General features: G+C 63.7%; 16 protein-coding genes. 15 read left to right on the forward strand and 1 reads right to left on the reverse strand.

Going from position 1 to position 22,092, the window contains the following annotated elements; all coding sequences use genetic code 11:
• Window positions 1–10: 10 nt before the first annotated feature.
• The 12 genes from H6678_10645 to H6678_10700 all read left to right on the forward strand — a co-directional run bounded on the left by H6678_10645 (window position 11) and on the right by H6678_10700 (window position 17,278).
• Window positions 11–607, forward strand: a complete 597-nt coding sequence (locus H6678_10645; protein ID MCB9474256.1) for a YihA family ribosome biogenesis GTP-binding protein — start codon at window positions 11–13, stop codon at window positions 605–607.
• Window positions 608–674: 67 nt separating this feature from the next.
• Entirely contained in the window at window positions 675–1,640 is a 966-nt protein-coding gene (locus H6678_10650) for a MoxR family ATPase (GenBank protein ID MCB9474257.1), read from the forward strand.
• Window positions 1,640–2,524 (forward strand): DUF58 domain-containing protein, encoded by an 885-nt coding sequence (locus tag H6678_10655; GenBank protein MCB9474258.1) that lies wholly within the window; start codon window positions 1,640–1,642, stop codon window positions 2,522–2,524. Before H6678_10650 ends, H6678_10655 begins: the two co-directional genes overlap by 1 nt.
• Window positions 2,525–3,340, forward strand: coding sequence for a hypothetical protein (locus H6678_10660; GenBank protein MCB9474259.1), 816 nt, complete (start codon window positions 2,525–2,527; stop codon window positions 3,338–3,340). It begins immediately after the preceding gene.
• Window positions 3,325–5,313: a transglycosylase domain-containing protein gene (locus H6678_10665; protein ID MCB9474260.1), complete on the forward strand. Its 1,989-nt coding sequence runs from the start codon at window positions 3,325–3,327 to the stop codon at window positions 5,311–5,313. The genes H6678_10660 and H6678_10665 overlap by 16 nt, the downstream gene beginning before the upstream one ends.
• The gene (locus H6678_10670; protein ID MCB9474261.1) at window positions 5,313–6,728 is read left to right on the forward strand and encodes an SPOR domain-containing protein; all 1,416 of its coding nucleotides are present in this window, start codon (window positions 5,313–5,315) and stop codon (window positions 6,726–6,728) included. The genes H6678_10665 and H6678_10670 overlap by 1 nt, the downstream gene beginning before the upstream one ends.
• Window positions 6,725–8,485 (forward strand): M28 family peptidase, encoded by a 1,761-nt coding sequence (locus H6678_10675; protein MCB9474262.1) that lies wholly within the window; start codon window positions 6,725–6,727, stop codon window positions 8,483–8,485. Before H6678_10670 ends, H6678_10675 begins: the two co-directional genes overlap by 4 nt.
• Before the next feature lie 11 nt (window positions 8,486–8,496).
• Window positions 8,497–10,119 (forward strand): hypothetical protein, encoded by a 1,623-nt coding sequence (locus tag H6678_10680; GenBank protein MCB9474263.1) that lies wholly within the window; start codon window positions 8,497–8,499, stop codon window positions 10,117–10,119.
• A 612-nt stretch (window positions 10,120–10,731) separates the two neighbouring features.
• The gene (locus tag H6678_10685) at window positions 10,732–12,870 is read left to right on the forward strand and encodes a T9SS type A sorting domain-containing protein (protein MCB9474264.1); all 2,139 of its coding nucleotides are present in this window, start codon (window positions 10,732–10,734) and stop codon (window positions 12,868–12,870) included.
• 216 nt (window positions 12,871–13,086) lie between these two features.
• A complete protein-coding gene (gene obgE / locus H6678_10690) occupies window positions 13,087–14,157 on the forward strand; it encodes a GTPase ObgE (GenBank protein MCB9474265.1) in 1,071 nt (356 codons plus the stop codon).
• A gap of 105 nt (window positions 14,158–14,262) precedes the next feature.
• A complete protein-coding gene (locus H6678_10695; GenBank protein MCB9474266.1) occupies window positions 14,263–16,365 on the forward strand; it encodes a T9SS type A sorting domain-containing protein in 2,103 nt (700 codons plus the stop codon).
• 52 nt (window positions 16,366–16,417) lie between these two features.
• The gene (locus H6678_10700; GenBank protein MCB9474267.1) at window positions 16,418–17,278 is read left to right on the forward strand and encodes a VOC family protein; all 861 of its coding nucleotides are present in this window, start codon (window positions 16,418–16,420) and stop codon (window positions 17,276–17,278) included.
• A gap of 316 nt (window positions 17,279–17,594) precedes the next feature.
• Here the strand turns inward: H6678_10700 and H6678_10705 are convergent, their stop codons facing one another.
• The gene (locus H6678_10705; protein MCB9474268.1) at window positions 17,595–19,754 is read right to left on the reverse strand and encodes a hypothetical protein; all 2,160 of its coding nucleotides are present in this window, start codon (window positions 19,752–19,754) and stop codon (window positions 17,595–17,597) included.
• 242 nt (window positions 19,755–19,996) lie between these two features.
• Between H6678_10705 and H6678_10710 the strand changes: the two genes are divergently transcribed.
• The 3 genes from H6678_10710 (at window position 19,997) to H6678_10720 (ending at window position 22,080) form a co-directional block, all read left to right on the forward strand.
• Window positions 19,997–20,428: an Rrf2 family transcriptional regulator gene (locus H6678_10710; GenBank protein MCB9474269.1), complete on the forward strand. Its 432-nt coding sequence runs from the start codon at window positions 19,997–19,999 to the stop codon at window positions 20,426–20,428.
• A 54-nt stretch (window positions 20,429–20,482) separates the two neighbouring features.
• The gene (locus H6678_10715) at window positions 20,483–21,364 is read left to right on the forward strand and encodes an NmrA family NAD(P)-binding protein (protein MCB9474270.1); all 882 of its coding nucleotides are present in this window, start codon (window positions 20,483–20,485) and stop codon (window positions 21,362–21,364) included.
• A 77-nt stretch (window positions 21,365–21,441) separates the two neighbouring features.
• A complete protein-coding gene (locus H6678_10720) occupies window positions 21,442–22,080 on the forward strand; it encodes an NAD(P)-binding domain-containing protein (GenBank protein ID MCB9474271.1) in 639 nt (212 codons plus the stop codon).
• Window positions 22,081–22,092 lie beyond the last annotated feature (12 nt).

The following is a 22,092-nucleotide window of genomic DNA, read 5'->3' on the forward strand; positions in this document are numbered from 1 at the left end:
CAGGGGCGAGATGATCCTCAAGATCGTGAAGAGCGACTTCCAGATCAGCGTGGCCGACCCGAGCAAACTGCCCGAACCGGCCCTGCCCGAGATCTGTTTCATTGGCCGCTCCAACGTGGGCAAATCCAGCCTGATCAATCTCCTGCTGGGGCGCAAGGACCTGGCCAAGATCTCGGGAAAACCGGGCAAGACACGGCTGATCAATTACTTCCTGGTCAACGACATCTTCCACCTGGTGGACCTGCCGGGTTACGGTTATGCCAAGACACCCGCGGAAATGAAAGCCGACTGGGCCCGCACCATCGAAGGCTACCTGACCTCACCACGCCGACGGCTGGTGGTGCAGCTGGTGGATGTGCGCCATGGCATCACGCGGCTGGACAAGGAAAGCATCGAGTGGTTGCTGTACCACATGCTGCCCGTGGTCGTGGTGCTTACCAAAAGCGACAAGCTGGGCAAGGAAAGTCTGGCCACCGAAGTCACACGCATCCGCAAGGCCCTGAAGCCCTATCCGGTGATGCAGGTGCTGGCCTCGTCCACGCGCACGCGCCAGGGACGCGACGAATTGCTGGGCTTCATGGGCCACTGGCTGGCCAACAAGGGTTGACTCTTCACCGCCTCCCACGCGGGTTGGCGTCTTGAAAGGAATCACGGTGAGCGAATTCAGTGGAGGCATGCAGGCCGTCGAACGGCTGCAGACAGCCTTTGGCGACTTGCGCAAGGAAATGGGCCGCACCATCATCGGCCAGGGCGACATCGTGGAGCAATTGGTTATCGCCATGCTCTGCCGTGGCCATTGCCTGCTGGTGGGTGTACCCGGTCTGGCCAAGACCCTGATGATCAGCACACTCTCGCAGGTGCTGGATCTGCGCTTCAACCGGGTGCAGTTCACCCCCGACCTGATGCCCAGCGACATCACGGGCACCGAGGTGATCGAGGAGAACCAGAGCACGGGGCAGAAGGATTTCAAGTTCTTCCGCGGTCCCGTGTTCGCCAACATTCTGCTGGCCGACGAGATCAACCGCACTCCGCCCAAGACCCAGGCGGCCCTGCTGCAGGCGATGCAGGAGCATCAGGTCACGGTTTCGGGCACGACCTACACTCTGGATGAGCCCTTCTTCGTGCTGGCGACCCAGAATCCCATCGAGCAGGAGGGCACCTACCCCCTGCCCGAGGCCCAGCTGGATCGCTTCATGTTCATGCTGCGTCTGGACTATCCCAGCTTCGAGGACGAGGTGGCCATCGTCAAGGCCACCACCGGGGGAAGCTCCGTGGATCACAGACCACTGCTTGACGCGGCCCAGATCCTCGAGCTGCAGCAGCTGGTGCGCAAGACGCCGGTGGCCGACAACGTGATCCAGCGGGCCGTGAAACTTGTCTCGATGACCCGCCCCGGTGGTGAACTTGCTCCCGATTTCGTGTCCCAGCAGGTCAGCTGGGGTGCGGGGCCACGCGCCAGCCAGTATCTGGTGCTGGGCGCCAAGTGCCGGGCGATCCTGCATGGACGCCCCACACCGGACATCGCCGATCTGCACGAAGTGGCTCTGCCCGTGCTGCGACACCGCGTCCTGACCAGCTTTGCCGCCGAAGCGGAGGGAGTGCGCAGCGATGATGTGATCCAAAGGCTGCTGGAGCTCTGATGGCCGGTTTGCTGGACGCCGAACTGCTGGGACGGTTCCGGACTCTGGACCTGGTGGCTCGCGGGCTGGTGGAGGGCTTCATCACGGGCCTGCACCGCTCGCCCTATCATGGTTTCAGCGTGGAATTCTCCCAGCACCGGCCCTACATGCCCGGTGACGACACCCGCCACATCGACTGGAAACTCTACGGTCGCACCGGCCGCTACCACATCAAGCAGTTCGAGGAGGAGACCAACCTGCGGGCCAGCGTGTTGCTGGATTGCAGTGCGTCCATGGGCTACGGCTCGGGAAGCATGACCAAGTTCCGTTACGGCACTCTGCTGGCCTCCTGCCTGATGTACCTGATGATCCGCCAGCGTGATGCGGCCGGCCTGGTGCTCTTTGATGAGAAGATGCGCCAGAAACTGCCACCCCGCAGCGTGCGCAGCTACCTGAACACGCTGCTGTCGGCGATGGAGAACCAGCAACCCTCCGAAGGCACACGCATCGCGGATACTCTGCACATCATGGCCGAATCCCTGCGGCGGCGGGGGCTGGTGGTGCTGATCAGTGACCTCTTCGACGACGAGGAACAGGTGATTCACGGCCTGCGGCATTTTCGCCACGGGGGCCATGAAGTCATCGTGTTCCAGATCCTGGACCCGGCGGAGCTGGACTTCGGCAGGTTGGGTGCGGGCCGCTATCAGGACATGGAAACCCGCGAGCTGCTCTCGACGGATCCGCGCCAGGTGCGCGATGCGGTCAACCGCGAGGTGCGCGCCTTTGTCTCACGCATCAAGGATGCCTGCCACGCCGACGGCATTGACCACGTGCTCGTGGATACCAGCCGCGATTTCGACAGCGTGTTGCTGGAATACCTGATCAAGCGGAGGCGACTGGCCTGAATGCGCCTCCAGTTCCGACCCCTGATGGCGATCCTGCCCTTGACCCTGCTGGTGCTGCTGGTAATGATCAGTCCCTTGCCGGAAATGATCATCGGGCGTGTGCTCAACCGCGACAATGCCCTGCGCGAAGAGCAGGGCCGGGCCCACGAGCGCAGTGCATTGGCCCGCACGGGCAGGGCCGAAACGGGCGAATTGCGCGCGGCCCTGGAAGCGCGCGAACGCGAAGCCAGTCAGCTGGCCTCGCTGGCCGAACTGAAGCACTATCTGTTGCGTTATGGCTCGGCCACACTCAGCATGCCCGCCTTTCTGCGCTGGTACAATGAACTGCCCGATTCCGAAGCGGTGGGCGTGGTGGAACCCCTGCCCCTGCTGCGCATGGTGTACGGAGGGCGAGCCGCCTCGGTGGACTTCCAGCTGCGGCCCGCCAATGAAGAGCAGCATCGTCTGATCACACTGCGCGTGCTGGACGACAAGAAGCTGGTGTTGCACGAAGCGGCCTTCGACGAAGCGACCCTGCGCTCCAACCTGCGCGACCTGGTACGCGTTGGAAGCTCGGTGCAGCCTTCCGCGCCCGCGGGGGCGGGCCGGCAGATGCCTCCTTCCGAGTGGGTGGCCGACCCCAACAGCATTCCCGAGTATTACCGGGCCTCGGTGGCACATCTGCTGCTGGACCCCGACCTGGACATCCGCACCCTGTATCTCGCCCCGGGCGGCGAACTGTACATCGAAACCTGGCAGGACAGCAGTTATACCCTGTACAGGCTTGAAAGCGAGAAGCCCCAAGTGGGCTGGAGGTTCCCGTGGCTCGGTGGCTGATCCTGATCCTGCGCATGGGCTTTTCCTTGCTCGGGGTGGGCCTGGCTCTCTCCGTGGCGGCCGCTCTCGCATACACGGTGATGGTGTCCGATGAACTGCCCCGCCTGCCCGATCATCTTGAAGATCTGGCGCCCCCCGAACAGACCCTGCTGCTGGACCGCAACGGCCTGACCATCGACCGGGTCGGCTCCAGCGTGCGTGTGCCGCTGGACCAGATCTCGCCCAATTTCATCGAAGCGCTGCTGGCCACCGAGGACCGCAGTTTTCGCACGCATCACGGCATCAGCAAGCGTGCCCTGCTGCGTGTGGCTCACGAGATGTGGCAGGGCCAGGTGCAGAGCGGGGGCAGCACCCTGACCCAGCAGCTGGCCAAGAATCTCTTCTTCAGTTTTGACAAGCGCATCGATCGCAAGCTCAAGGAAATGCTGGTGGCCTTCGAGATGGAGAGTCGCTACAGCAAGGATGACATCCTGCTGGCCTATTGCAACACGGTCAGTTTCGGCTCGGGCTGTCTGGGGGTAGAAAGTGCGGCGCAGGAGTATTTTGACAAACCCGCCGCACGTCTCACGCGTTCCGAGGCGGCCGTGCTGGTGGGGGTGCTGAACGCGCCGGGCCGCTACCATCCGCGGGTCAATGCCCAGCGCTGCCTGCAGAAACGCAACGAGGTGCTGGCCAATCTGCTGGAAACGGGAGTGATCACGCGGGAAGAGTACGAGCGCGAATGCTCACTTTCGCTGGATGTGCACAAGACCAGCCGCAGCCGTCACGGACACCTGCGCGAGCAGATTCTGACCACCCTGCGCAAGGAATTCGCCGCACGCGGTCTGGACCCCGAAGCGCTCGCGTATACATCCCTGATCGTTCGAACCACGATCGACATGCGCCTGCAGGAGGTTGCCGCCCTGGAAGTCGAGCGCCAGTGTGCCGAGGTCCAGAGCAAACTGGATCCCGCACATCCACTCGAGGGGGCCTTTGTCGCGGTGGACCCCTATACCGGAGAAGTGCTGGCGATGGTGGGCGGGCGCGACTTCAACCAGTCCGCATTCAACTGTGCCACCGGAGGCAACCGCCAGCCAGGTTCCGCCTTCAAGCCCATCTTCTACTATACGGTGCTGCGCGAGGGCGGCTCGCCTCTGGACATGTGTTCCAACTCGACCACCACCTACGACATCGGTTTTGGCCAGAGCTGGACTCCCCAGAACTGGGACCTTTCCCAGGGGCCTGGGATGACCGCCATCAAGGGCATGATGAAGAGCCTGAACGTGGTGGCCGCCCACATGCTGTTCAACAACGATCACCTGATCCGCGAGGGGCGCCGTGACGGACTGCTGACCACGATTCGTGAGACGGCCATCGATCTGGGATTCAATCCGGCGACCATCGAGGCGGTGCCCTCGATGATTCTGGGGACAGGCACGATCTCGCCACTGCAGATGTCCACGGTGTACTCCACTTTCGTGAACCAGGGCACACGCAGTGACCCGATGATGGTGCGCCGTGTCGAGGATGAGATGGGACGCGTGATCGTCTCCTTCGAACCGAAACAACGCCAGGTGCTGAATCCGGTGGAATCCTATCTGGTGCTGGACATGCTCAAGGGCGCCGTGCGTCAGGGTACGGGCCAGTCAATCAACAGTGTGCCCTTCCGGGGTGAGCTGGGTGGCAAGACCGGCACCACCAACGACTACCGGGACAGCTGGTTCTGCAGCGTGTCGCCCACACTGGTCACCATCTCCTGGGTCGGCTACCTGGACAACATGCCCATGAAGTATCGGGGCCGGCCCGGAGGCGTCACCGGCGGCACGGGCGGATTGCCCATCTTCCGCGGACTGTTGCCCGAGATCGACCGCCTGTACTACCGCGACGGCGGATTCAGGGTGCCCCAGGGCATCCATTTCCGCAACGTGAATCTTGATACAGGACACGAAAGCCCCACGGGAGTCCCCGTGGCCCTGCGAATGATCGACTACTGATGAACGTGTACAACCCGGCAAATCGCATCGCCAGTTTCCTGGAAGCGGTCGCCCGCTACCTGCTCAGTTCCTCCGCGCTGGCCTGGCTGCTGTATGCCGGGGCACTGGCCGCCTTTGGCCCCGGGCCCAATGGCGAGCGGGCCGGCCTGCTGCTGCCCGTGCTGGCGATCAGCCTGCTGTTGCCGATTCCCCTCTTCTGGCTGCTGAGCCGGCGGGTGGCGCAGACCATGGGGCGGCTCTGGGAGAGTTGCGACCGCAGCAGCCGTCCGGTCCTGTTGGCCATGCGCGAGAACATTGACGCACGAGCATTGCTGCTGGGGCGCGGCAAGGCGGCCGATTTCCGGCGCTGGCTGCTGCGGGCACTGGTGGATCTGGCTCCGGGTGAGCATTCGGCACAGTCCACGCGTCTGCTCTATGATCTGGCGCTGGGAACCGCGGGTGTGGATCACAACCTGCTGCGCGAGGCCGCGATCGCACTGGGCAAGGCGGAGGGCGGTCGGGCATCGGGCGCTCTCAGGCTCTGGAACCTGAGCGCCGCACGGGGTGGCACCCTGGACCCCGTTCTCGTGGGTGACACGATCACACGCGCCCTGCAACAACCCCTGCCCCGCAGGCCACGCCCCCTGTTGCCCGTGCTTGCCAGTGCCCTGCGCGGCAGCTGGGGCGAGGCGGAGCTGTTCCTGCTGGCGCTGCTCAAGGCGGGACGGCTGGCCCCCCGGCATCTTCAGCCCGACTTGCGACGCGTTCTGGCTGCGTCGCCCGAATGCCCTCCGGCTCTGCGGCGAGATCTGGACCCCGGTCGCGAGCGTCGGCTCCAGCAGGCTGCGCGCGTCGCCGAGCGTGCTGTGGCGCCCGCGGCAGCATCCGCGGCACATGCCTCGACGTCCGGTCCCCGCGAGGGAGCTCCCGCCGCGGCGCCTGTCACGGCCCGTGGAAAGCGTCGTTCCCACTGGTCGCTGCCCGAATTCGGCAATCGCCAGGCCTGGGTCCAGCGCGGCATGGGGCTGGCGGTCATTCTGGTGGCGATCATGCTGGTGCGGATCCTGCCGGGGCTGAAACCTCAGGAAACCGAGGATGGCGGCCTTTCCGCCAGTTCGCCCGTCTGGCGGCCTCCGGATGATGCCCAGAACGACAAGTCCTACACCGTGCAGGTGATGGCCACCAAGGACAGCCTGATCGCACTCAACGAAGGCAAGCGGCTGCGCCGCAAGGGCTACTGGTCCTATGTGCTCGGCCCGCGCGAGAACAGCCAGTGGTACCGTGTGCGGATGGGATGGTTCGGCACCCGCAGCGAGGCCGATTCGGTGGCTGCCGCGCTGCTGGCCGACGGAATCATCCGCGACCGATACACGGCCAACTTCGAGAACGAGAGCATGCTCTGGAACCCCGACAGTCTGAAAGGTCCGCGACCGTGATCCAACTGCTGGCGCTTCTGTCTCTGGCCCTGGTGACACTTCAGCCTCTGGAATCGAGCGCACGGGAGCTGGATGTCTCACCCCTGGATGCACTTTGCGCACCCTGTCTGGAAGGTCGCAAGGCCGGTTCGGACGCGGGTCGGCGCACGGGGGAGCTGGTGGCCAGCATGCTGCGCTCCACCGGTGTCCAGCTCTCTCCCTTCGCCGAGGATTTTGTCCAGGAGTTCCAGTGGATCGAGCCGGGTTTCGACCGAGGCGCTGAGCTGGAATTCCGTCTGCCCTCGAGCATGACTCCCGCTCTCATGGATTCCGCCAAGTACAGCGTGCCCGCCTGGAGTGGTTCCGGGGAAGGCGAGGGCGAGGTGATCTTTGCCGGGTTCGGTCTGATCAACCGCGGACTTCCCCGCTGGGATGACTACGCCCACGAGGACCTGCGTGACAAGGTGGTCGTGATCCAGAGTGGACTGCCTCCGGGGGTCAAGGACGCACCCGAGCACTCGCTGCCCTCCCGGGTGGAACTGGCCGCCCGACTGGGAGCCCGCGCGGTTCTGGTCAGTCCCGACCCATTTGACCCCGAACTTGACCTGCGGGCCAGCGCCGGCGGTGAGGTGGCCTGGCGGTTCGCATCGGTGCCCGTCGCCTTTCTGTCGCTGGACCTGAGCGATTCCCTGCTCTATGAGGAAGGTTTCACCACCCGCAGCCTGGTGGCGCGCATGAACCGTTCCCGGCGTACGGCGACCCTCGCTCTGCCCAACCAGCGGATCAGGCTGAGCACACCATCCGCTGGAGAACCGCTGACGGGGCGCAACGTGATCGGCTGGCTGCCCGGTCGCTCGGCGGAAACCCTGGTGGTGAGTGCACATTTCGATCACCTGGGGCTCGTGGATCCCGCGGGCCCCGCCGCGGACGGCAATGTCTACCGGGGTGCCGACGACAATGCCTCCGGTGTCACGGCCCTGCTTCATGTGGCACGCTGCATGGCCGACCGAACGGAAGCGGATCGGCCGCTGTCGCTGCTGTTCGTGATCTTCGATGCGGAGGAGGCGGGCCGCGTGGGCTCACGCTGGTTCTGCAATCAGGAGTTGCCGGCGACTCACCCGATTCGCCTGGTGGTGAACATGGACATGGTGGGCCGGCTCGAGGGGCGTCCCCTGCAGGTCTTCGACTCGGGGCGCGTGTCCGGTCTTCAGGAGCTGCTGGCACCGGCGGCGGAATCCGCGGGACTTGAATTGCAACTGGCCGACCTGACCGCCAGCCCCAGCGACCACAGTTCCTTTCTGGCCCGCGGAGTACCCGCGATCATGCTCTTCAGCGGCACCCATGGCGACTACAATACTCCGCGTGACACGCCCGAGCGCATCGATCGCCCGGGCCTGGCGCGTGTCGCGAATTTCGTGATCGATCTGCTGGACCGGGTCGCTGTCGCCCCGGGTTCGTTCGCGCTCAGTGTGGGCCAGCCAGCGACTGCAGCGACCGGGGCACGGGTGACCGTGGCCATGGGCATCGTCCCCGGTTATGCCGGAAGCGGTCGGGGCATGGAGATTTCCTCGGTGCATGAAAGCAGCCCGGCCGAGCAGGCCGGTCTCCGGGCGGGTGACCGCGTGACCGCGATGGGCGAGTATCCCGTCGAATCGATTTACGACTACACCTTCGCCCTGCGACATTTCCACGCGGGCGACAGGATAAGGGTCGCCTTCCTGCGTGGCACGGAAGAACGGCAGACCGATGTGCTGCTGATGGAACGCAATACTCCCTAGGCGGACCGTGGATGGCGCGTTACAATCTGTATCTGATGGATGCCACGCGCGACCCGCGTGTGATTCGACGCATCTCGGCGCTCACCCAGATCGAGCCGGGCGTTCTGGCGCGGCACCTCCAGCGTTTTCCCTTTCTCGTGCTGCGTGAAGCTCACCTCTCGCAGGCGGTGGCCGTGCGGCGCGAACTGGAGCGTCTGGGCCTGAAACTGAACATCGAAAAGCTCAGCCCCGACCGCATCACGGGCAACAGCCGTCATCCGTTGGCCAGCCAATCGTCCGGACCCGCTGATTCGTCCGGCACGGCGGGGACGGGACGTGATGAAGTGGTTCTCGAGGCGGGCAGCGGATTCCAGGAGCTGGAGCCGGAACAGCCGTCGGGAATCCCCGGAGATGAGCGCAGGATGGGCGTCGATGAGCGTGACCCGGAGGATGGGAAACGCCCGCTCTCGCGCCGGACCCTGATCATTCTTGGATTGGCCCTGCTGGCCATTCTGCTGGTGTTCGCAGGGTACCATTTCGGCAAGCCATCGGGTGTTCCGCTGGACCCGCGTCTGCGTGCGGAAGTGGAGCAGGGACTGGAGCGCCTCCTTCAGGACACGCGCCTGGCACTTGCCCAGGGGCCCGAGGTGGTGGGCAGCAGCCAGGAGCTGCTGGAGGACGTGCATCGCATGGCGCGCATCGTGCACAGCGCCGGCACCACATTGCCCCGGGCAATGCGCACCCAGATGGAAGAGCTGGAAGCCCTGGCCGGCACACTGGAATTGAGAACCGCGCCCAGATCCCTGGTGGCCACGGAGTTTCCAGGTTTCAGGGACTTCGCCTTTCCGGATCTGAACCAGGCCGCGACCGCCCAAGGGTTGGAAACCCTGCTCGAGAGTCCGCAATCCCCAGAGAACATGACCGAATTGCGTGGTCTGGAGTTTCTGGCGGATGCGGCCAGTGATGCCATCAGGATCCGTGGGCTGACCGCCCAGGGAGCCCAGCGTCTTGAGGCTCTGGCGGAGAAGACCCGCGCCCGCATGGAGCAGACCCGGGCGCGCGTCCTGGCCGCCTCGCTGCGGCTGCGCGGAGCGGCCATGCTGGCGGAAGGCGAGGATCTTCGGCTGCTGGTGGAAGTGCCCGACAGTACGCGTCTGGAGATCCAACTGGGTGCCGATGTGGACGAAGTGATGGTCGTGGACGGCCAGGTGCTGATCAAGGGCATTGCTCCAAGGTTGTCCAGCGTGTCGGTGCGATTGGCGCGCCTGGATCGTCAACCCTCGGTCGTACGATCGATTCTGGACGCTGGCCTCCGTTTGCTGGACCCGGCGGCCTATTTCAGCACGCTGCCCGGAAGCACCCTGCCGGTGGGACGTCCGCTGAGACGGGGGCAGAATACCGAAGCGGTCCTGCAGACTCTGGACCTGCCGGGTGGGACACAGGTCCACAGCCGCGGCAGTTTTCTTGAGGCGTCCTTCCCGCCGCGCATCGAGGAGCCCCGGGTGCGCGACGTGCTTCTGCGCTGTGCGGAGGCCTATCTGGAAACCCGCCAGTGGCCGCGCCGGGTGGAACTCGAGCTTGACGGAAAGCAGTACAGTCTGACCGGAATGGATCTCTGGATGCTCAGTCGCAGCGGCCTGGGCCAGGAAGGCTGAAGCTGGCGGGGGCAGTCAGTGGATGTTGATGGACATGCCATCGGCTTTCCCCCTTGGGCATGTCATTGTATATTTGGGCCTTGTTTGTCAGGTCTGGCCGGTGCAGCGCTTCCGGCCTCCCCGCACTGTCAGAAGAATCGTACGCCTGTCGAAACTTCCAGACGACCGTAGCATCCAGCGCCTGTCCAGGTGCAATCATGGGTGGAATTGCGGGAGTTGTGTATAGTTTGCTGCCAACTATGGCAAAAACGACAGTGGCCCGGTTATTGCGATTTGCAGACCGGACTTGCCTGAGCGCCGGATGTCGGCCTTCAGGATGCGTCAGCTTGCAACCCATTGAACTCCATACAGCAACAGAGGTATGCCATGCGCAAGGCTTTGATTCTGTCTACCCTGGCTCTGAGTGTCACAACGGCCCTGGCCGCTGTGCAGGTCACGAACCAGGAATTCACTCGCAAGGGAACCGATCCCACGATTCTGAACAGCAAGATTTCCGACGCCCCCGCCGGGCCCGTGAATGCGATCCCCAAGGGTGAGTATTCCCTGCGTGACGTGGACGTCCAGATCGGCAGCAGCCGCTACGACTACCAGCACAACGGATCTCATGGCAAGATGCTTGCCGTGGGTACCGACGGTGTGGTACACGGTGCCTTCATGGGTGGCTCGGACATCTCCTCCGGGCGTCGTGTCCAGGGCTGGTGCGTGGATACCGACGATCAGGTGTCCACCCCGACCAACGTGCTGGACCAGCACACCGGCTACACCACCTCCGGTGTGACCAGTGAATCACCGTCCAACGGTCTGGCCGGCAACTCCGGCGTGGTCGCCATGCACTCCAGCGTGCCCGCCAACGCCTCCTGGATCGCCGTGGACTTCGCGGGCTGCACGCTGGCCTTCAATGCCCTGACGGCCACCACGGCCGAGCGCATCTGGCCGCACGTGGCCCTGGACAATGAAGACCGCATGCACATCATCTGCGGCGACGCCACCACCGATTCCGACGACATCTGGTACCGCGCCACCAGCAACGGCACGTCCTGGGACGGCGACTGGGTGAACATCACCAACAATTCGAACACCCTGTCCATGACCTCCGCCGCGGCCAAGACCGCTCCGGGCGCCGCCATCCTGTTCATGCAGGATTCCCCGCTGGCGAACACTGTGGAAGCCACGGCCCTGCAGTGGCACCATGACATCTTCTACTACCGTTCGAACACGAACAACATCTACAACGAGATCACCGCGGGCAACATCGTCAACGTGACCCGTTATCGCGCCCAGGACTCCAATGCGCCGCTGTCCAACCTGGTCTTTGCCTATTCCGACATCGAAGGCATCTTCGACCGTCAGGTGAACCCCCAGCTGCACATCGCCTTCTCGACTCCGCCGGTCTGGGCCGATTCCGCGTACTACAAGATCCCCGGCGACCCCGTGACCTACTTCCTGGATGGTGGTGATTTCGCCAACATCAACAACAGCAGCGCGATCTGGCACTTCAACGCCGACACCGGCGAATGGGGCCACATCGCCGGCTGGACCACCGGCGTGGACGAGAACGACAGCCGTCCCGATCCGGGTGTGTTCCGTGTGGCCACCGACCGCGTCCAGCTTTCCCTGGATCCCGCGACCGGTTACCTGTACGCCATCTGGAACGAGTTCTTCCCCGATGACGTGCGTGATCCCTGGACCGACGGCAAGCTGATGCCGAACGCCGAAATCTTCGCCGCCTGCAGTGCCGACAACGGCCTGACCTGGGGCCCCCGCGTCAACCTGACCAACACCTCGACCCCCGGCTGCACCGAAGGCAACTGCGCCAGCGAGACCTTCGCCTCGATGGCTGAAGTGACCTATGACGGCAACCTGCTGATCACCTACATGCTCGACCTGCATGGTGGATCCTCGATCCGCAACACGGACACCAACGACGGTTCCGCTGAGACCGACAATCCCATCATCTTCACCCGCGTTCCCGTCGCCAACGTGCCGCCCCACTCCGGCAGTGCCTGGGATGCCGAAGGTCATGTGGGCCTGTCCGGTTACGAGCGCTCCTGGAGCTTCAGCGGTGGCCATCCTGACACCGCCCAGGTGCTGGATCGCATCCTCGTGGTCAACGAAGGCGCCTCCAACGTGACGCTGGACATGGTCGAGTGCTTCCACAGTGTCATCGATGAGTTCGACGGGACCAACCTCTACGCCGGACTCGATGCCTGGAACCCTGCCGCTGGCGATTACTTCACCGACGCCAATGACTGGGACGGCGTGATTCCCGCGATGGACTTCCATGTGATCCGCCTGTATGTCGGTCACAATGGCCGCCCGGTTTCCGAGCAGGCTTTCAAGCTGACCTTCAGTGACGAGACCGTGCGCTGGTACCGCTATGTCTACGCCGACACCGATGTGGTGCCCTTCGACTACAACGATGTCGCCAGCTACTCCTCCTTCCCGGTCTGGACCCGCAACACCGACGTGCAGGAGAACAGCCAGCCCGTGTCCTTCGAGCTGGGCCAGAACTTCCCGAACCCCTTCAACCCGACCACCGAGATCAGCTTCACTCTGGTCCAGGGCGCCCAGGCCAACCTGAGCGTGTTCAACCTGACTGGCCAGAAGGTCGCCACCCTGGTGGATGGTGCGATGAGCGCCGGCAGCCACACCGTGTCCTTCGACGCGTCCGGCCTGTCCAGCGGTCTGTACTTCTACACCCTGGAAGCCAATGGCCATGCCCAGACCCGCAAGATGGTCCTGAGCAAGTAAGTCTGCCGACTTCCTGATCCGCGATTCGTCAAGCGCCCCTGGCCAACCGGTCAGGGGCGCTTTCCTTGCCCCCCGCGCTGCCCCCACGGGGCATGCGACCCGTTGGGACCGCCCGCAAGGAGAAAGCGAATCCTTATGTTGGGGGCCGTTCGGGCGTGCAATCAAGGACGCCCACTTGACCGGAGAGAGTTCCGGCAGCAATTCCGGGGCAGAAGCATGTTCATCGATCACGTCGAGATTGAAGTGGCCAGCGGCAAGGGTGGCGACGGCAGCGTTTCCTTCCATCGCGAGAAGTACATCCGCAAGGGCGGACCGGACGGGGGAGACGGGGGGCGTGGGGGAGATCTTGTGCTGCTCGTGGATGAACACCGCACCAACCTGCTGGACTTCAAGTGGTCGCGTGTATTCAAGGCCGAACACGGCCAGCCCGGCAAGGGCGGCAAACAGACCGGGCGGCGCGGCAAGGACTGCGTGATCAAGGTGCCTCTGGGCACCCAGGTGCGCGATGCGGCCACCGGTGAACTGCTGGCCGACATGGTCAGTGTGGGCCAGCGGCTCGTGCTGTTCAACGGCGGGCATGGCGGCAAGGGCAACTTCCGCTTCCGCAGCTCCACCAATCAGGCACCCCGGGATTTCACCCCAGGCGGGCCGAACCACGAACGCACCCTGGCCCTGGAACTGAAGATTCTCGCGGACGTGGGTCTGGTGGGTTTCCCCAATGCGGGCAAGTCCACCCTGCTGGCCACCGTGTCGGCGGCGCGCCCGAAGATTGCGGACTATCCTTTCACCACGCTGGTGCCCAACATCGGCATCGTGCCCTACGCTCAGTACAAGTCCTTCGCCATGGCGGACATTCCCGGACTGATCGAGGGGGCCCACGAGGGACGCGGGCTGGGACACCAGTTTTTGCGCCATGTGGAACGCACACGCCTGCTGCTGTACCTGGTGGATGTGTCCGCCGAAGATCCCATCAAGGAACTGGAAATCCTGCGGCGCGAACTGGCGACCTATGCGCCCGAGCTGGCCAAGCGGCCCAGCCTGGTGGTGCTGACCAAGAGTGACATCACCACACCCTCGAAACGCGGGTTGAAGATGGCACACGATTTTCTGATCAGTGCGGTCACACAGCGCCATGTCAAGTCGCTGGTGCGCACGATCGGCACGATGCTTGAGGAGATGGAACGCGAATCCCCGCGCGAGATCTATGCGCCGGCACCGATTCCACCCCATCTTGACCCGTCGCTGCTTCCGGAAGATGACGAGTCCGGAGACACGGAACAGGAGTGATCCAGGGGCGGTCGGCGGTGTCCGGTCGCCCTTTTTCTCTTTGCCACGGAGTCCCGCTCCGGGCCACACACGGCACAACGCATCCAACTTTCCGGGGAGACCTGCATGCACGGTGCACGCCTCATCGCGGCGGCTTCCTTGCTCCTGTTGCTGACATGCGTCGCAAGGGCGCAGCAACCCCAGTTCCTGGGCGTGAGCGACGGCAGTGTGCTGGCCCTTGCGAGATCCGGGGGGCATCTCTGGTTTGGGGCCGGCACACGGCTGCACATCGCGGCGGACAGTGTGGTCACCCCGATCTCTCTGGCTGATCTGAACCAGCCCGGTGTGATACTCGGGCTTGCCGCCAGTGGGTCGCAGGCCTGGATGGCACTGGGCAGCGAAGGGGTGGCGGGCGCTCGCTGGACGGAATCCGGCGAACTGGAGTCCCTGGGGCGACTGGATACGCCGGGCTCGGCGACAGCCGTTGAGCTGCTGGGCGAACTTCTGCTGGTGGCCGATGGCAGCGCCGGATTGCGGGTGATCTCGATTGCCGATCCCTTGGCACCGGTTGAACTTGGTGCGTTCGCGGGTGCCATCGAAGCTCAGGATCTGGACCTGAATGGCCCACTGCTGGCCCTGGCCGACGGCACCTCCGGCGTCCGCATGCTCGATCTGGGCAATCCCTTTCAGCCCCAGCAACTGTCCGTGACGGACACGCCCTGGCGTGTCAACGGGGTGGCCTACGAAGGGACCCTGGTCTGGGTGGCCGATGACACGGGCGGGTTGAAGGTGCTTGACGTGAGCCAGCCTGAGGGACCTCAGTTCATCGGCGAGCTGGACACGCCCGGGGTGGCCCGGGCCATTGCGGTGGCCAACTCGCGCGTGGCACTGGCCGATGGCTTCAGTCTGCGCGTGATCGACGGGAGTGTCCCGGGTGTGCTCCAGTTCCAGGGATCGCTGATGGCGGGAATCCAGGATCTGGTCCTGGGGGCGGACCGCGCCTGGTTGGCCGAAGGCAGTGGCGGACTGGCCGTGGTGGACCTGTCTGATCCCGATCAACCCGAACGACTGGGTCGCTGGAACACACCGGGATCCGTCGGCGCGGTGATCCTGGAGGATGGGATTGCTTTCACGACCTGCGGCAGCCGTGGCCTGCAGGTGTTCAGCTGGCAGCCCGAGGGCCAGGTGGACTGGCTGAGTGAGCTGCTGATGCCGGGCAGTGCGGTGGATCTTGTGAAACAGGGCGATCGACTGTGCATCGCCAATGACAATGCGGGCTTCAGCATCGTGAACGTGGCGGATCCGGCCTCTCCGCAGTCCATCATCAACTGGGGCGCTGGAGGAGATGTCTACGGCCTGGCCGTTTCCGGCTCGTTGGTCTGCCTTGCGGCCGGCTCGGGCGGGGTTGAGCTGGTGGACATCGGCAATCCCCTGCAACCGGTGCAGCGTGCCACGATTCCCACTCCCGGATTCGCCTGGGATGTGGCCGCTTCCCACGGACTGCTGGTGGTGGCCTGCGCGAACTCCGGTCTTCAGATTGTGGACATTTCGGACCCGGGCCAGCCCCGGGAGCTGGAAGTTCTTGAGCTTTCTGGCAATCTGGTCGGCGTGGAGTTGATTGACGCGCTGGCTTATGTCTGTGCCGAGGACGCGGGTCTGCGCATCGTGGATCTGACTCTGCCCGAGTTTCCGGCGGAAGTGGGCGCACAGGATACTCCGGGCATGGCCCGACGCATGACCTTGGCTGGTGATCTGGCTCTGGTGGCCGATCGCGACGGTGGACTGCGGGTGATCGATGTGGAAGATCCCTCACTGACCTTCGAGCGCACAGCCTGGGACAGTCACGGATCGGCTCGCGGCGTGGACACGTTCGGACATACGGTCGCGCTTGCGGACGGCAGCGGAGGCTTGGTGTTGCTGGAACTGGAAAGTCTGACGGAGCTGACTTCGCCCACAACTCTGCCCGCCAGTTTGTGGCTGGACCCCGTGTATCCCAATCCTTTCAATCCCACCAGCCGGATCCGCTACGGACTTGCGCACTCCGGAGAGATCACCCTGGTGCTGTATTCCTTGACAGGAGAGCGGATTCAGGTTGTCGAATCCGGCTGGCACGGGGCGGGCATACATGAATCCGTGCTGGCCGGATCCAGTCTTGCCAGTGGGGTCTATCTGCTCTCACTTGAATCACGGACGCAGAGGGCGAGCCAGAAAGTGGTTGTCCTGAAGTGATGCGGCTGTCGCCTTCCGGATACGACTTTGTGGGTGAATGAGGAATAGCCTGATGGTCAGCAGGTTCATAGCATGGATGTTGGCACTGGGCATCTGGGCAACATGGCTCGCGCCCCGCGGCCTGGCGGACTGTCCAGTGACACTGGGGCTGGACCATCTCACGCTGGCCGTGGGCGATCTGGAACGGGCGTGCACGACGTTTCTTGAACTTGGCTTTGCACTGAAACCCGGGTGTGTTCACGACAACGGGATTCGCAATGCTCACCTGAAGTTCGTGGATGGAGCGGGAATCGAGCTGCTGGCAGTGCCGGAAATCAATGATGGGCTCACGGCCCACTATGCAGCGTTTCTCGACTCGGGGGACGGACCGGCGTTCATGTCCCTTCATGCACGTGATACGCGCCAACTCCATGACTGCTTGACCGAGGGAGGCTACGGATTTCGGCAGGCGGGAGACATCACTCAGCTGTCATTGCCCGAGTTCGACTGCCTGTTCCTGGTTCGCGACAATCGGAGTGTGAGCGATCGCCCCGAGCATTTTGCCCATGCCAATGGGGCCATGGCGCTGAGTGCGGTGTGGATTGCCACCGAGCACGGGGACGACTTGGTGCGGCTGCTCGTGCAGCTGGGCGGGACCGTGCAGTCCAGCCAGGTGCAGGCACCGGAGCCGGTGCGCGCACAGGTCGTGTCGCTTGACTCGGGGCGGGTCGTCATTCTTCCCGCGTCCCATCAGCGTCTGCCCGGTCGGCCCGTGATTGGAGCCAGTTTCAGCGTGACGGATCTGGCGAAAGTCCGGCAGGTGCTGGCGAGTGCCCGGATTCGGACCCGGGATGAGCACGACACCTCTGAGCGCGTCCTGTTGGAACCGGAGTTCGCCCACGGACTGTGGCTCGAGTTTCGTCCAGGAACCTGACGCTCTTCATCCCCGGCATGCAGCTGACGCCCCTTCGTGCCGCAGCTGATGTCCACGCCCCGACATGCAGCTGACGCCGCTTCGCGCCGCAGCTGATGTCCACGCCCCGACATGCAGCTGACGCCTCTTCGCGCCGCAGCTGATGTCCACCCCCCGACATGCAGCTGACGCCCCTTCGTGCCGCAGCTGATGTCCACTTCCCCGGCATGCAGCTGACGCCGCTTAGCGCCGCAGCTGACGCCGGGCGATCAAACCCCCCACATCCACGACCCGCCCCATGGACACGTCGTCTCACCATGCCCTGCGGGGTACCGTCTCACTTCAGGTGCAGCATCTTGCCCCAGTGTGTCTCCTGTTCGGTCACGATCCGGTAGAACAGCACTCCACTTGGCAGGTCATCCGCCACCAGTCGATACTCATGCTGGCCCTGGACCATTCGGCCCAGATCCTGATGTCTCACCCGACGCCCTCCAAGATCGAACACCGTGAGTTCGACCCGGCTTGACACAGGAAGAGTCCAGCTGATGCGTGTGCCGGCATTGAACGGGTTGGGAGCGTTGCGTGGCAGAGTGAACTGCTGGGGCGTTTCGGGGTCTTCAGGGTCTTCGGGGTCCGCCACGTCCAGAATGGCCCACTCATCAATGACCAGCCCCACCCCAGACTCAATCGATGTGATCGTCCTGCCTTCCACGGCCAGATCGACGGTCCAGCGGCGACCCGGTTCGGTCTCTCCCAGCGGTACGGGGTGTTCAGGATCCCGGATGTCCAACGCCCCATAGCCCGAGAAAATGCACTGATAGAAGAGCACGCTGTCCGCAGGGTGGATCCTCCCACGCATGGACAGGCTGTCGGTGGCACTCAGAAGGGTGATCGCGCCAGGGTCGCTCACATCCAGAATGTTCAGGGTATGTGGGCTGGACATGACGTATGCCGTGTTCCCACGAACGTCAATCGGGGCCAGTTCTCCGATGTCCGGACACCATCCTCCGACTGGAATCGGTGTCCGTGGATCATGGAAATCCACCACCAGGACCCCCTTCGTGGCACTGACCAGATAAGCCAGGCTGTCCTCAACGGCCATGTACTTCAGATCCAGCGTGGTGGACCACAGACCGATTTCCAGTGGATGAAGCTGATCGGATGTATCCAGGAATCTGAGGGCGTTTCTTGAAAGCAGACACACCAGATCTCCCGTCACGGCCAGGCTGAGGATGTTGGTGCCGTACTGGAAATAGCCGGTCTGCTCATTCACACCCGGAGTGTCATTCGTGTAGATCCGAAGCGAACGTCCGCCTGACAGGGCATACAGGAAGCTGTCAGTCACCGCGAAGTCGACGATACCGTCGGTCAGGTTGATCCAGGAGAGTTCCCGCGGATCCAGGGGATCGCGCACATCGAACAGCGTCAAGCCTTCATGTCTGTCCGCCACCCAGGCCAGGCCGTCCCGCTGAACGATCTTCATGGGTTCCACCGGCGTGGAGTACCGCCCCGCCACGAATTCGTAGCCGGGCAGAATGAGGTCCGCGATGCGGAACCCTGACTTCCCACAGGCCAGGTAGGCGAGATAGGATTTTGGTGATACATCCACACATCCGTCTGGATCAGAGAAATGGGACTGGTATGGAATCTCTGCCGGGTCCGAGATGTCCAGCATGCTGAGCCCGCCCCACCCTGAGGCCAGATAGAGTGTGTTGTTCTGGAGGGCCAGGTTTCCGTCCGTGTCGGAAAACACACTCCTGATGTCCAGCTCGTGAGGGGTGTCGGGGTCGCGAACATCCAGGACATGCAGTGTCACATGCGTGCGAGACTGGTTTCTGGTTTCAACGGCATAGAGGATGCTGTCCTTGACGGCCACACGGGCGATCGAAAGGGAATCCAGCAAGCCGGCGATCCAGATGATGTTGCTGGGATCCTGAATGTCCAGCAGCTGTACTCCACCGTCGCTGTCGGCCACATAGGCCCTGGAGCCTTCCAGGGCAAGTGAGACCGCATTGCCGGGTGTGTTCCAGAACCAACCTTGCGTGCGGCGCTCGAGCAGGCCTTCCCAGGGCACGATTCGCAGACCGGACAGTCCGTCGGCCACATAGAGGTATTCGTCACGCAGAATCAGGGCGTTGGCCTGGCCCCAGGATCTGGAGGTTCGCAGTATCACAGGATGCCGGGGATCGGCCAGGGAAACGGCGCTGATGCCCTCGTAGGAGTGCGCCAGCCAGGCGATCTGGTCGGCGACCTGGATGTCGAGGATCTCATCCGGCATTTTCAGCAACCCGATGGAGCGGGGCGAGGTCTCGTCGGAGCAATCCAGGACTCTCAGATAAGGACCATTGCTGATCAGTGCCAGCGAGTCCAGAACCTGCACGGCCCGGCAGGATCCACCGCCATGCAGGCCCTTCATCAGTGTCTGCAGTCGTGGTGCCGCACAGGTCGGGCCATGCACCGTCGCGAGAGCAAGACTGAGCAGAATGGGGCGCAACATGCGGCAGGTCTCCTTCCGTCCCACGCACCCGGCCCGAACGGCCCGGAGAGGACCTCAGATAGCAATCGGCCAGAAGAACGCTCTTGACGGGTATCAGACCGCTGCCGGCCAAACCGGTGGTACGCGACACTTCCATTCAAATCACTCTTGACATTCGCAACCAATCTGATTACAATTGGCCCGTCATCGGAGCGGATGCCCCGGTGGTCTCGATCCAGGAAGCCCGCGGGCAAGGAGGATGCATCAACAGCCGCCACGCCATCTCCGTGCACATCCTTGTACTGCTGGATGTGCTGGGTGCCGAACGGGCCACTTCGGAATGGATCGCGCGCAGCGTGAACACCAATCCGGTGGTCATCCGGCGCCTGATCGCGGCACTGCGCAGGGCAGGGCTGGTGGAAAGCCTGCCGGGGCAGCGCGGCGGTTATCGGCTGGCGCGAGCCGCTGTGGCCATCAGCCTGCTGGATGTCTATGAGGCGGTCAAGGAAGGCGGACTGATCCAGACCCATCGCAGCACGCCCAACGCCAACTGCCCCGTGGGTGCGCGCATCGAGGAAAGCCTGGATCAGGTCTACCGGAAGGCGGAAGCCGCCCTCGAACAGGAACTGGCCGCGCACACGATCGCGGATCTGAAGCAGTCGATCATGGCGGGCGGTCCCGTCTGTGGCAGCTGATTTTTTTTGCACACAATCGTAACAAAAGCACTTACAGTTAAAAGGAGAGAGATCATGTACGTCATCATGGGAGCAAGCGGTCACATCGGATCCAGGCTGGCGGCGACACTGCTGGAAAAAGGGCAGGCGGTCCGTGTCGTCGGTCGCTCGCGGGACCGGTTGCAGAATCTGGTGTCCCTCGGAGCGGAAGCCGCGATTGGTGATCAGCTGGATCGAGACTTTCTGCGCACGGCCTTCGCCGGAGCCAAGGGGGTGTTCGTGCTGATTCCGCCCAACTTTGCCGTGGCCGATTTCCGGGCCTGGCAGCGACAGGCCGCGGACACGCTCGTGGAGGCCCTCAAAGGCAGCGCGGTCAAGCGCGTGGTGAGCCTGAGCAGCGCAGGCGCAGACCGTCCATCGGGCACAGGTCCAATCGTGGGACTGTATCACATGGAGCAGGGATTGAACTCGTTGCCGGGCATCGAGCTGACCCACCTGCGCGCCGGCTACTTCATGGAGAACACCTTCAACAGCATCGGTCTGATCAAACAGGCCGGGATCATGGCATCGATCGGGTCGCCCGATGAGATACAGACCCTGATCGCCACTCGCGACATCGCCGATGCGGCGGCCGAAGAACTGCTGGCGGAGCGCTCCGTGGATGGCCGTGTGCGCTACCTGCTGGGAGCGCGTGACTACACACAGTCCGAGGTGGCCACGATTCTGGGCAAGGCCATCGGCAAGCCCGAGCTGACCTACGTTCAGGTGGATGAAGCCACCGTGCGCGGCGGCATGGAAGGCGCCGGACTGACAGCCGACATGGCGGGGCTCTATCTGGAAATGCTGGGCGCCATCAGCAAGGGAGAGCTGAATCTGCCGGCCCGCGACGCACGCAACACCACTCCGACCACGCTGGAAGATTTCGCCCCCGTCTTCGCCGCAGCCTACAACGCCTGATCGCGCGGTTGCCGGAGCACGGGAACGACACCGTCGTGGCGGTTTGACACACGAACGAGACTGGAAGGACCTTGACGATGAAAGTTGGAATTCTTGGTTCGGGCATCGTGGCCCAGACCCTGGCGGCGGGATTCGTGGCACACGGGCATGCGGTTCTGCTGGGAACCCGCTCGCCGGAGAAACTGGCCGATTGGCAGCAGGTGAATCCGGGTGTGCGACTGGGCACTGTGGCCGAGGCGGGAGCCTTCGGCAGTGTGCTGGTTCTGGCCGTGAAAGGCACGGTGGCCCAGCAGGTACTGGAGCAGGCCGGTGGACAATCCCTGGGGGCGAAGGTGGTGCTGGATGCCACCAACCCCATCGCCGACGCCGCCCCGGTGAATGGAGTGCTGCGCTACTTCACCAGTCTGGATGAGTCACTCATGGAGCGCCTGCAGAAGGCCTTTCCCGCTCTGCGCCTGGTGAAAGCCTTCAACTCGGTGGGCAGTGCACTGATGGTGAACCCCGAACTGGCCGGCGGACGCCCCAGCATGTTCATCTGCGGCAACGACACGGGAGCGCGCAACACAGTCACGGAAATCCTGGACCAGTTCGGCTGGGACACGGTGGACATGGGCCTGGCCGAAGCCGCCCGGGCGATCGAACCTCTGGCCATGCTCTGGTGCATTCCCGGATTCCTGCGCAACGACTGGAAACACGCCTTCAAGGTGTTGGCCTGAAACATCCGGGGA

It is taken from the genome of Candidatus Delongbacteria bacterium (assembly GCA_020634015.1).
Classification (GTDB): domain Bacteria; phylum CAIWAD01; class CAIWAD01; order CAIWAD01; family CAIWAD01; genus JACKCN01.